The organism is Endozoicomonas sp. ALB091 (genome assembly GCF_049310265.1).
Classification (GTDB): domain Bacteria; phylum Pseudomonadota; class Gammaproteobacteria; order Pseudomonadales; family Endozoicomonadaceae; genus Endozoicomonas.
Map to the genome: position 1 here is coordinate 872884 of NZ_JBLYNQ010000003.1, position 12478 is coordinate 885361.

Here is a 12478-nt window from a genome sequence, read left to right on the forward strand (position 1 = left end):
GAGAGCTAGATTTTCCGGACTATTTAAAGAGAATAAAATTATGGATCTGAGTGCTGACAAAGCATTTGCTACTGATCACACATATTCCAAACCCAGAACTTTTGAGGACTTTGTTACCAAGACTACCTCCAGTGCTGAGGACGTACTGAAAAAGGCCAGGAGCTTTGGCTTTCGGGATGTTGATGTCCACTTTGGCTCCAAAAAAATTCCTCCGTGTGAAGATGATGACCAAACCATTTACATTCTTGATGGCAAGCGTTTCTGTTTTACTGGTTTAACAAAAAATACCGTGGATCAGAGAACCCCCAGGCTGGTCAAAAAATTTTTCACTCCTCCCATTCTGAGGAAAATATGTCAGTCTGATAATACCAGGGTGGAAGCTGCCTATGAAATGATTGGAAAAGCGTTTAAGTATCACGATTTCATTGAGGAAAGCGCCTGGAAATTCAGGCCAAAGAAAGAAAAACTCCTGGATTTTTTAAAAAGGAACAGTGACGGAGATCACTTCAAGTTTCTACGAGATATTTCCCTGGGAATGAAAGACGGACCAAATATTTCAGCTGATCGCAATGGCTATTACCTTTTGGCGCTTTGGGTTGAGTTATCAAATGCAATGTCTCCGGACTTTCATAGAAAAGATCTGTTCAAATGGAGAGATTTTGCCGTTGTAAAATGTCGACCTGAAAGACATAAACGAAAACCAATTCCTGAAATACTCATACCACGGCCGCGCAAAAAATTGAGAGTTGAAGAAAAAAACGACGCCTCCCCCTCAGCCGTAAACATTACGCTTTCAGGTTCCGGTAACAATCATCAGTGTTTGCCAGATAATCAACAGAAAAAGGCCGATACACAAAAACCATCAGATTTGGAGAGAACCTCAGCACAGCCCGATGCTGAGCATGATGCCGGAATTGAACAGCCAACCAGCCAGAACAATAAAGAACCTTTGGTGGATGCTTCTTCGTGTAGAGAAAACGTAACGCCTCAAAAAAGACTGACAAATTCTACATGCGATCCTCTACAGCCCAGTAAAATCAATAAACTGACGACAGAAACTGAGGTTTTACCCGTCAGAAATGAGCAGTTGCGAGAAAACCACAGTACCTTCTTAGAGATAAATGCCAAAGATTATGTGCCATCATGCAGTAATACCGACGACTCAGCTGTTTGCGACAGCGACCAATCAACTGTTTATGATAGCGACGAATCAACTGATTACGACAGCGACGAATCAACTGTTGATGATACGGATGAGGTCACTTGTGACAACACTGGCAGCCAAACTGCACAAAGCCATTCTATAGAAAAAGAAACAAGAGAAGAAAGTGAAAGTGAAAGTGAAAGTGAAAGTGAAAGTGAAATAACGATTCTAAAGGTCAACCATCTTTCTCAACAAGTCATAAAGAACCTTGAGCGTCTTAAGCAAACGCAAACGCAAACCAACCGGCCAGTGGTATCAGTATCCCAGAAGAGGCAGATGATGGTCACTTTACACGAAGGGGTAACGATGATTAACGGCCTCAAGGCCATAAAGCATAAATAATGCCGGAAGCAAACCGCTTCCAGCATGTAGAACATTTACTTCCAGCCAGCCACAGAACTCCCTTTAAACAGCTCCGCAGCCCTGGTTTCCACCGCATCCGTCTGATACGACTTAACCAGGGCCAGTACACGCGGGTCTGCCTGATTATCTTCACGGGTGACGATGATGTTCACATAGGGAGAGTCCTTATCTTCCACCAGCAGGGCATCACGGGTTGGGGTGTAACCCGCCGGTACCGCATAGGTGTTGTTGATAAAGGCCATATCCACATCATCCAGTGAGCGGGGCAGCTGAGCCGCATCCAGTTCAATAAACTGGAAGTCACGGGGATTTTCAATGATATCTGCCGGTGTTGCTTCCAGATTATTCACATCGTTCAGCTTAATAAAGCCACGCTGATGCAGAAGAATCAGTGTACGGCCTTCATTACTTGGGTCATTGGGAATAGCGATTTTGGCTCCATCCTGCAACTCACTGATGTCTTTCAACGTCTTTGAGTAAGCGGCAATGGGATAAACAAAGGTGTTACCAACGGCAACCAGCTTAAAGCCCCGGTCACGCACCATACTGTCCAGGTAAGGGCGATGCTGGAATGCATTGGCATCAATACTGCCGTCCGACAGCGCTACGTTTGGCGACACATAATCAGAGAACTCCACCAGCTCCACAGCCACATTATGGTCCTGTCTGGCGATGTCTACCGCCACTTTCATCACATCGGCCTCAGGCCCCGCCATCACCCCCACCTTCAGCGGGCCTTCTGGATCATCCGACTGACCACAGCCTGCCAGCAATGCTGCTGACGCTAATACCGCCGAACTGGCCAGGATTTTTACTGTTTTTAGAATATTAAAAGTCATTGATTACTCCCGGACTTTAACAACATGCCATCAACATTAGTGACGTTGATGGATTCCCACCTTACAAATAATTATTAGTGACTGCGATCATAATAGTGCTGCAGGCGATCACCCACCATCTGCAGCAATTGCACCAGGGCAATCAACACCACCACCGTGGCCAGCATGATGACTCCATCAAACCGCTGGTAGCCATAACGGATGCCCAGGTCACCAAGACCGCCGCCACCAATGGCACCGGCCATGGCCGAGTAGCTCACCAGTGTTACCAGCGTAATGGTCATGCCATTAATCAGCCCGGGCCTGGCCTCCGGCAGCAACACCCGGGTAACAATCTGCAACGGGCTGGCCCCCATGGACTGGGCGGCCTCCACCAATCCGGAAGGCACTTCATTCAAGGCACCTTCGGCAATGCGGGCAACAAACGGGATCGCCGCCACGGTCAGTGGCACAATCGCGGCGGTGGTACCAATGGAAGTACCGGTCAACAGTCGCGTCAACGGGATGATAGCCACCATCAGAATAATAAAAGGAATGGAACGCCCGGCGTTGACCATACCGCCCAGAACCAGGTTGGCAATGCGGTTTTCCAGAATACGCCCTTCCCGGGTCACGTAGAGCAGCACTCCCAGCGGGATACCGAGCAGAAAGCTGATGCCTCCGGAAAAGGCCACCATATAGAGGGTTTCCCAGAGCGCCTTGAACAACAGTGACCATGCATCAGCTGACATAACCAATCACCTCTACCTGGACCGTATTGTCTGGTGAGTTATGCAAGCCCTGCAAAAACTGCAGCGACTGCTCAATGCCTTCCGGCTCACCCATAATTTCCACCATCAAAAAGCCCATGGCTTTTTCATTGACCGTTTCAATATCTGCCTGCAGGATATTAAAGTCCGTGTTGAACTGTCTTGCCGCCCTGGTAATCAACGGCTGGACAACCCCCTGCCCGACAAAGGTAATGCGCACCACCGGCCTGGCACCTTCACAGGGCTCAGACTGGAACCGGGCTTCAATTTCTGCCACCGGCTTTTCATGAATCGCACTGCGCACAAACTCTTTGGCCAGATCCGTCCGGGGGTTAAGAAAGAACTGCTCTACCTCATTCTCTTCAATGATCTTGCCAAAGCTCATAATGGCCACTCGATCACAGATGGTTTTCACCACATCCATCTCATGGGTAATGATCAGAATGGTAATTTTAAGCTGACGGTTGATGTCTTTCAGCAGGGCAAGAATTGACCGGGTAGTCTGCGGGTCCAGTGCGGACGTGGCTTCATCGCACAACAGCACTTTCGGCTTACTGGCCAGGGCCCGGGCAATGGCCACCCGCTGTTTCTGACCGCCGGACAGCTGGGCAGGATAACTGTTTCTTTTCGAGTCCAGCCCGGTCAGTTCCAGCAGGGGCAGAACGGCCTGTTCTATTTCTGATTTGCTGGCACCGGCCAACTCCAGGGGAAGAGCGACATTATCATACACAGTGCGGCTGGACAGCAGATTGAAATGCTGAAAAATCATTCCAATGTTGTGACGGGCCTGACGCAATAATTTCTCTGGTAGCAGAGTCAGGTCCTGACCATCCACCAGCACCTGGCCGGAAGTTGGTTTCTCCAGTAAGTTGACGCAACGAATCAGCGTGCTTTTCCCTGCGCCACTGGAGCCAATCACACCGTAGATGGCACCTTCAGGCACCGACAGATTTACTCCGTCAATGGCCTTGACCTCGGTACCCCCGGCGGCAAACACCTTGGTCAGGTTATTCAATTCAATCATATGCATAAAAAAACCACCCTGATGCTAACAGAGTGGTTTCATAAGGAATTCTTAATTGAAACCCTTCTTTTAGCGGAATTTGTAATGCGCTCGCAAGCCAAGGTCAAATCAGCGCATGGCGTGACAAACTATCCAAAATAGTGATTTCTGTCAACTTTCTCACTCTCCCGGTCTCACCTCCGGATACCTTCAAACGGCAGACAGAATAGCGGTTATACCTGAAATACTGCACGGAAAAAATCAGCGGTCCCGGTATCAGGGCAGGATCTATGTGATAGAGAAAAGGTGCGGCAACAACCGCCATGCCAAAGCCGATGGTTCCCTGGACAATAGCCCCCAGGCCAACAACCCCCATGGCAGCAACAACGTGCAGAAGTGACAGTTCCATGCAACGACATCCAGCCTTAGAAATTAACTCAGGCTCTGTTATATTGTTTTTTCGAATAAAAAAATAAGAATAAATTATATATAGTTAGCGATAGCCAAAACATAGGTACTGGTCACTTTTTTTCCTGCTGTGTACCTAATCACTGGACAATTGACGTTTGTCTTATTTAATTGAAGAAGAAGGAATATTTTTATTCAGTCATGGTTGCCATTTTTCCAGATTTTGGATGTGTACAGGAACCATGAAATAACGAACAGATGTCGTCAGGTATTTGCGCAGTTTGACCGCTATTCCCAGGAATGGCTGCCCGGCTTCATCCTATAACACCCATAACCAACTGGGCAGGTACTATTATGGAGCTTTTCTTCAAAGACTTTATCATGCTCTGGTCCACCATTGACCCGGTCGGCACTCTGGCACTGTTCACTGGACTGACGGCACGATTGTCAGAAACGCAAAAACGCCGAGTCGCCCTGAAAGCGACCATTTACGCCTTTGTTATTCTCCTTTCGGCACTGGTTCTTGGTCAGATTATTCTAAAGGCGATGAACATTCAGCTGATCTCCCTGCAGCTGGCAGGCGGAATCATCCTGTTCCTGTTCGGCTTGCAGATGATTTTTTCTGACCCTGAAGACAGTTCCGGATCCAGGGAACCCGGTCATCAACTGGCCGTATTCCCTCTGGCGGTCCCTTCCATTGCCAGCCCCGGGGCCATTATGGCGGTGATTGTACTGACCGACAATCACGTCAAAACCTTCAGCCAGCAGGCCATGACCGCCGGTGCCATGACGCTGGTGCTTCTGGTCACCTGTGGCCTGATGCTGTTTGCCGACCGGATCTTTCGGGTGATTGGCCACAATGGCTCGGCCATTATCATCCGGGTAATGGGCATGATACTGGCCGCACTGTCGGTAGAACTGGTGATGACCGCCCTAGGGGTTCAGCGCTGGATGAGTTAGGAATGGTCAATAAGCTGCCTGCCGCCCGAAAAAGACAGCCTGCTTATGCTTATGCGGAAGGCGGGCAACGGGAAGCGCTTAGGAATTGTCTTTTATTTCCGTTCACCCTGAGCTTGTCGAAGGGTCGTGCCACCGAACTTCGACAAGCTCAGTCCGAACGGAGTCAGGCAATGAAAATAGGGAAGTTATTTCCTTAGCTCCCAAGCCCCATCATCGACTTATAGTGCTTTCGACAAACAGAAAGATAGCGGTCATTGCCCCCTATCTGCACCTGGCTGCCGCTTTTTACCGGCTTACCATCACCGTCAAGACGCAGCTGCATATTGGCCTTTTTCTCACAGCACTTGCAGATGCTTTTCAGCTCGGTAAGTTCATCAGCAATACTGAGCAACACTTCACTGCCGGCAAACGCCTTACCAAAAGCATCGGTGCGCAGGCCAAAGCAAAGTACCGGAATACCCAGCACATCCACCACATCCGACAGTTGCCACACCTGCTCCGGGGTCAGGAACTGTGCTTCATCGACCATAACACAGGCGATATAGTCTTCACTGTGCTCTCTGGCGATTTGCTGCTTCAGGTCATCACTCTGGGAAATGGCCACCGCTTCACTTTGCAGGCCAATCCTTGAGGTGATTCTGCCGACACCAAAACGATCATCAATCACCGGAGCCAGCAACAACACCCGTTTACCGGCACTCTCATAATTATGAGCTGACTGCAGAAGATAGGTACTCTTGCCCGAATCCATGGAAGAAAAATAGAAATAAAGTGAAGCCATTACACGGTGATCCTTGGTGTTGATGGCCTCATTATTCCGTCATTGTCGCTTTATCTCCACCGAAATTTCCGTACCCCGGCTTCGGAAGATGACGCATGCGCTATCTATGGAAGTCGCGCAAATTTTGCTAGCCTTGCACTTTCCAAACGCTATCAACAGCACCTGACTGAATGAAACTGACGCCCCACCAGCAAGCAGTTGCCGACCACGATAAAGACCATGCCCTCTGTATTGCCGTGGCTGGCTCGGGCAAAACCTCAACCCTGGCACAACTGGTCAGCAACCTGCTGTGCAAAGAGACTGACCCGCGTCGATTGATGGTGATGATGTTTAATAAAGCGGCCCAGATCGACTTTTCCAGAAAGCTTCGCACCCTGGCCAGTGGTTCGTTGGCAGACATGCCGGAAAACCAGCGGCAGCTTCCGGAAATCAGAACCTACCACGCCACAGGTCTGAAACTGCTGAGAACTCTGGAAGGCTGGCAAATCAGAACCCCCTACAACAAACAACCGTTATCGGAGAAAGTCGTTGAGCTACAGGTCAGGACACTGATCCTGAAACTGGCACCGGAAACCATTAAGGACCGGATGCGCTCGGATGCCGCCCGTCTGATCGAAGCAGCCATCAGCTTTATTGAATCGGTCAAAGCCCATTTAACCAGCCCTGAGCTATGGTTTGAGCAATCCGGTTATACCGATGAGTATCGCTTTTTCATCAAACTGTTTCATCAGTTTGAGCAGTGGCGCCATCAACAACGATCAATCACCTTCACCGATATGCTGTACGACCCGGTGACTCTGATCCGGGCACATCCGGAACTGGTGCCTAAAGTGGCTGATAAAATGGACTTTATTATCGTTGATGAATACCAGGATACCTCAACCCTTCAGCATCAGTTTACCCGGCTGATTGCCGGACAGCGCGCCCGAATGATTGCCGTTGGCGATCCCGACCAGACGATCTACGAATTCGCCGGTGCCAATATCGACAACATTCTGAACCATTTCCAGCAGGACTATGGCACTACCGGTGACGTTAAAGAACTCACCATGCCCCACACCTTCCGTTATGGTCACAGTATTGCCCTGGCTGCCAGCCATTTAATCAGCCAGAACCGGTCCCGCAAAAATGTGCTCTGCATTGCCCATCCGGACAACGCGCCCTCCCTGATTCGCATCAGCCAACCGGGTGCAGACGACAGTCGTTTTGTGGTTGAGGCGCTGACCGAATATCTGGCATCCGGAACACCACCGGAAGATATTGCCATTCTGGTGCGGGTCTGGGCCCAGGCCGTGCCCATTGAGCTGAACCTGCTGGAAATAGGCCTTCCCTACAGCAGTGACGGCCCCTCGCTGTTTCAAAGGCCGGAAATTGCCTCACTGATCGATGCCATGACCCTGGCCAGTGGTGGCTTTGCCGGGCTACTGCCAGAGGTTCGTTCCCATAAGTTGGCCAGACTTCTGACCCTGCCCCATATCGGCCTTAAACAACAGTATATTGACTGGCTTTGCCAGCAGCTGAAGGACCAGAGCCACCAATTGGGTAAAACCCTGGGCAAGCTGGCAGCCAACATCAAAGACATCAGTGACTTTCAGGTGCGAAAACTGACACAAAGGGCAGAACTGTTCTCATGGCTGGAGCACAATGGCAACAAACACAAGGCCCATACGCTGATCGCCCGGTATATTCAACAATCCGAAATATACGACAGCCTCAAATCCATGAGCCTCAATGAACAGAGAACGGATGAACAGATTCTGGCAATCAAAGGTTTTCATCGTTTCCTCAAACAGCTGAACGAAGACACCGCCCACTGTTGCCTGCACATTGCTGAATTAATCGAGAAGCAGAAGCAACAGAAAGATCAGAGACAACAATCGAACCACGGCATCAAGCTCAGCTCCTGCCATCGCTCCAAGGGGTTGGAATGGCCGGTTGTGTTAATCCCCGGACTGACCCGCCAATACTGGCCGTTCCTCAGGGAAGATGAAATGGCTAACCTGTCGGCCAGGACCAGTAATGCTATTGAGTCTGAGCGTCGCCTGCTCTATGTCGCCATGACCCGTGCCAGACAGCAATTACACCTGTTTACCGCACAGGGCGAGCTCACCCGTCTTTCCAACAAAGATGCCAACAAAGATGCCAACAAAGATGCCAAAAAAGATTCCGGAAAACGTTCACGGTCAGCTGATGGCCAACCCCTTGCCGGAAAAGATCACCAGGACAGCATCAGCCCCTTTTTACTGGAAATGAACCTGCCCCATGTCTTATCCCTGGGCAACCTGCTCCATGAAGATGCCGATGACGACCTGGCTGAAGCCATCGATAAAATCGGTCTTACGCCAGTATCAAGACGTTACGTCTGCTCAGCCCGGGCGACACTGGCCGAACGACTGGAAGCAGTGCCCGACATTGCGATAAACGACGAATCCACGGGCTCTGCCAACACAGGAGCCAGTATACCCTCCGACGCGCCATGGCAGCTCAAGGCCATTATTGATCATGCCATCTTTGGTCGCGGAGAAGTGATTGAGGTTAATGACCGTAATTTCTCCATCCGTTTTGACAGTCGCCAACACGGCGTCAAACGGTTTGCCAGAATTGAAGAGGTTCGCCATCTATTCAGCGTGCTCTGAATTACCGTGGCTGTTTTTATACGACTATAAACGCTTATCCAGAAACACCTTGTTCATAATGCTGTTTTATGGAATTTTTCCTGCTGTTTTCAGTCCTAGTCATTATCTGCATCAAAACAGCCCAAAGAAATGAATAGCGTCAGCAGCAACACAAATCCCTCATTTACCTGTTCTATCTGCCTTGGTAGCAACGAAGTCACCACAGGGCAATCTGCCTGGCACAAAACACCGGTCCGAACTTCCTGCCAACCAAAACCTCATTTTTTCCACCTGGGATGCATCACCGAATGGCTTGACGGTGACCTGCAAAAGGGAAAAAGCCTCGATCAACGCCAATGCTGTGATTGCAAACAACCGGCACTGCCGCTGGTTCGTGTGAACGGGAGCCGCATCCTGGAAAATGATTCATTTTATTGTGAATCCCTGGTGCTTCATGTCTGTCGTACCGGGGATCTGACAACACTGAACAAGCTTCTGGCCCTTGATGCCAGTCTGGCAGCACAGATTTACCTCTCGGCGGTCACCGATTGGGCTGTATACCCGTTAGCTATCGCCATTGATTCCGGCCATATCGATTGCGCCCAGGCACTGATCAACCACCAGGCCGATGTCAAAGCCGCTGATCAGGAGGGTCGGACGCCCCTGCACATTGCGGCTGAGAATGGCAACGTCCAGTGCCTGAAATGGTTGGTTACCCATGGAGCAAGTGTCAATGCCACCAATAAGTTCTGCGAAACGCCCCTGCATATTGCCACCAAAATCGGCATCACCGAGGTCCGTCAACAATACGTTGCCAGGGGCTTAAATATCAATGAAGCCTTCTTTGGCTACCGGATGCTCAAACCGTATACCAGCAAAAAAGAAAACGACACAGGATGCCTGAAAGAGCTGCTTGCTAACAGCGAAGTAAATACCAATGCCAGTAATTACGATGGCGTCACGCCCCAGATGATCGCAGCATTATGGGGCAAATCCGAGCATCTGAAATTGCTGCTCGACGCAGGAGCAGATAGCAATATCGCCGATAATATAAACTGGACAGTTCTCCATTTCGCTGCCTTAAGCGACTGTCCAGACGCCATCGATTTGTTACTGCCCCATGTTCAACGCGACAAGGTCAGCAGGCAGGATATTTATGGTTTTACGGCTATCCACTTAGCGGCCATAAATAACTGTGCAGAGTCCCTCAAGGTGTTGCTGGCCACTCCCGGCTCCCGGGTCAATAAGCGGAGTTACAAGGGCTTGACCGCTCTCCACATCGCTGCAAAATACGATAATACAAAGTCCGTCGAGACACTACTGGCCAATCCAGACATCCGGGTCAATATGAAAACCAACAAGGGCTGGACCGCTCTCCAGATCGCTGCTAAACACGGCAATACAGGATCTCTCAAAGCGTTACTGGCCTCTCCCGGTATCCAGGTCAATAAAAAGGTTAATGGCAGGACGGCTCTCCACCTGGCGGCAACACACGGCCACTTCAGGTGTATCGAAGCGATGCTGTTCACTCCGGGCATCCAGATCGATGAGCATACTGACGATGGTATGTCGGCTCTTAGCCTGGCGACCATCCATGGCCACAGACGGTGCATGGATCTCCTGATTGTATTCGGGGCCTGACATCTGGAACACCAGCCGACAAATTAGCGGGACCCGGTTAACACTGGCATTGCATTCATTCAGCGTTGGTTGCCACAGAAAAATGCCTCCCGGGGAACCAAATAAGATAACGCAAACCGATTCAAGTCAGATAAAGCACATGCAAGTACCAGGCTCGGCCCAAAATAACCAGCCAGCGACTTCTTATCAAACTGAGCTGGACAACTGCCCTGTTTGTCTTTCGCCGTTTGCAGGAAAAAGAGTCGTGGTGACTGATTGTCGTCACATGTTTCACAGAAAATGCCTGAGGCGTTGGCGGCTGGAAGAAAATATCTGTCCTCTATGTAGAGCCACTCTTAACCAGAGGAGCGCCCAACAAAGGCCTATCGTCGAGCGCTACACCCCTTATCCAGATCCAAACACCCGTTCGTTATTTGCCGCCCGCCCCGGGCGCTGGTTCCCCTCCGGCCTGATGAGTTGGTTGAGCCAAACCGGCGCTCACCCCAGCCTGCAGGACCATGACGTTATGAGAGCCATGGCCAGCATGACTAGCGGGCGCAGCTCTCTTCGGATGACGCATGTAAACCAACTCCTCAGTCTCCCTTGCCTGCAGGAAAACGGCGCATTGAACCGACCCCTTTTTATGATCATTGCAAGCATGATGCGAGGGCGAGGGTTACCCCAAATGAGGGCGCTGGAACTATTCATCAATCACCCCCGCCTGCAGGAAAATGGCGCAGTGGACCTGTCACTTTTCTGCACCATTAGAAAAATGATGTTCGAGCGTGGGTTACCTCGAATAAGTGAGCTGGGCCGTTTCCTCAATCACCCCCGGCTGCAGGAAAATGGCGCATTGAACATGCCCCTTGTCACAGCCATTGCAGACATGATGGACAGGCGTGGGTTACCCCCAATGGGGCAGCTGGACCGACTCCTCAATCATCCCCGCCTGCAGGAAAATGGCACAGTGAACATACCCCTTTTCACAGCCATTGCAGGCATGATGGGCGGGCGCGGGTTACCTCGAACGGGGCAGCTGGAACAACTCCTCAATCATCCCCGCCTGCAGGAAAATGGCGCATTGAACCTGCGCCTTTTCAGAGTCATTTCAGAACTGATGCCACGTCGTGGGCTACCCCAAATGGTGGAACTGGAGGCACTCCTCAATCACCCTCGCCTGCAGGAAAATGGCACCTTGAACCTGCCCCTTTTCAGGGCCATTGCGGGCATGAGGAACTATCACGGGTTGCCCCGAATGAGTCCGCTGGACCGCTTCCTTAATTACCCCTGCCTGCAGGAAAACGGCACATATAACCTGCCCCTATTCTACGCCATTACTGGCATGATGCATGGGCACGGGTTTCCTGGATTGCGTGAGTTGGAACGACTGGTCAAACACCCTCGCCTGCAGGAAAATGGCGCATTAAACATGCCCCTTTTCATCGCCATTGCAGGCATGATGCACCATCAAGGGTTACCCCGCATGGGGGAGCTGGAGCCACTCCTCAATCACCCCCGCCTGCAGGAAAATGGTGCATTAAACATACCTCTTTTCAGCGCTATTGCAGGCATGATGCACAGTCAGGGGTTACCCCAGTTGAGGGAGCTGGACCAACTCTTCAATCACCCTCACCTGCAGGAAAATGGCGCAGTGAACATGACCCTTTTCAGCGCCATTGCGGGCATGATGCACAAACAGGGGTTACCCCAATTAAGAGGACTGGAACAACTCCTCGATCACCCTCAACTGCAGGAAAATGGCACATTGAACCTGTTCCTGTTATGCAACATGGCTGTCGCCATGCACGGGCGCGGGATTCCATCTTCTGCTGAGGATTTGGACACTATGATCCGGCAATACCTATAGCGGTTACTGCCACTGACGGATTGATTGTTAGCAATACTAACCAGGAGGTCAGTTTAAAATCTCAAAAAA

General features: G+C 50.6%; 10 protein-coding genes. 5 read left to right on the forward strand and 5 right to left on the reverse strand.

Translation table 11 applies throughout. The annotated features are described in order from the left end of the window. Positions 1-40: 40 nt before the first annotated feature. Positions 41-1546 (forward strand): hypothetical protein, encoded by a 1506-nt coding sequence (locus tag ACO6UX_RS06735; protein WP_422446029.1) that lies wholly within the window; start codon positions 41-43, stop codon positions 1544-1546. Positions 1547-1581: 35 nt separating this feature from the next. Here the strand turns inward: ACO6UX_RS06735 and ACO6UX_RS06740 are convergent, their stop codons facing one another. From ACO6UX_RS06740 to ACO6UX_RS06755, 4 genes are all read right to left on the reverse strand, one after another. Next, positions 1582-2406 carry a MetQ/NlpA family ABC transporter substrate-binding protein gene (locus ACO6UX_RS06740; RefSeq protein WP_422446031.1) on the reverse strand — a complete coding sequence of 275 codons (825 nt, stop codon included), beginning with the start codon at positions 2404-2406 and terminating at the stop codon, positions 1582-1584. A 74-nt stretch (positions 2407-2480) separates the two neighbouring features. Next, positions 2481-3137, reverse strand: a complete 657-nt coding sequence (locus tag ACO6UX_RS06745; RefSeq protein ID WP_422446033.1) for a methionine ABC transporter permease — start codon at positions 3135-3137, stop codon at positions 2481-2483. Then, positions 3127-4179 (reverse strand): methionine ABC transporter ATP-binding protein, encoded by a 1053-nt coding sequence (locus ACO6UX_RS06750; protein WP_422446161.1) that lies wholly within the window; start codon positions 4177-4179, stop codon positions 3127-3129. The genes ACO6UX_RS06745 and ACO6UX_RS06750 overlap by 11 nt, the downstream gene beginning before the upstream one ends. Before the next feature lie 103 nt (positions 4180-4282). After that, positions 4283-4567 carry a hypothetical protein gene (locus tag ACO6UX_RS06755; protein ID WP_422446035.1) on the reverse strand — a complete coding sequence of 95 codons (285 nt, stop codon included), beginning with the start codon at positions 4565-4567 and terminating at the stop codon, positions 4283-4285. 353 nt (positions 4568-4920) lie between these two features. Between ACO6UX_RS06755 and ACO6UX_RS06760 the strand changes: the two genes are divergently transcribed. Then, the gene (locus ACO6UX_RS06760) at positions 4921-5526 is read left to right on the forward strand and encodes a MarC family protein (RefSeq protein ID WP_269674865.1); all 606 of its coding nucleotides are present in this window, start codon (positions 4921-4923) and stop codon (positions 5524-5526) included. 193 nt (positions 5527-5719) lie between these two features. Here ACO6UX_RS06760 and ACO6UX_RS06765 read toward each other — a convergent pair whose 3' ends face one another. Then, positions 5720-6307, reverse strand: a complete 588-nt coding sequence (locus tag ACO6UX_RS06765; RefSeq protein ID WP_422446037.1) for a thymidine kinase — start codon at positions 6305-6307, stop codon at positions 5720-5722. 170 nt (positions 6308-6477) lie between these two features. On the opposite strand from ACO6UX_RS06765, the gene ACO6UX_RS06770 reads away from it, so the two are divergent. From ACO6UX_RS06770 to ACO6UX_RS06780, 3 genes are all read left to right on the forward strand, one after another. Beyond that, positions 6478-8943, forward strand: coding sequence for an ATP-dependent helicase (locus ACO6UX_RS06770; protein ID WP_422446039.1), 2466 nt, complete (start codon positions 6478-6480; stop codon positions 8941-8943). Between the two features lie 129 nt (positions 8944-9072). Further along, positions 9073-10563 (forward strand): ankyrin repeat domain-containing protein, encoded by a 1491-nt coding sequence (locus ACO6UX_RS06775; protein WP_422446041.1) that lies wholly within the window; start codon positions 9073-9075, stop codon positions 10561-10563. A gap of 139 nt (positions 10564-10702) precedes the next feature. Continuing rightward, entirely contained in the window at positions 10703-12409 is a 1707-nt protein-coding gene (locus ACO6UX_RS06780) for an RING finger protein (protein WP_422446043.1), read from the forward strand. The last annotated feature ends 69 nt before the right edge of the window (positions 12410-12478 follow it).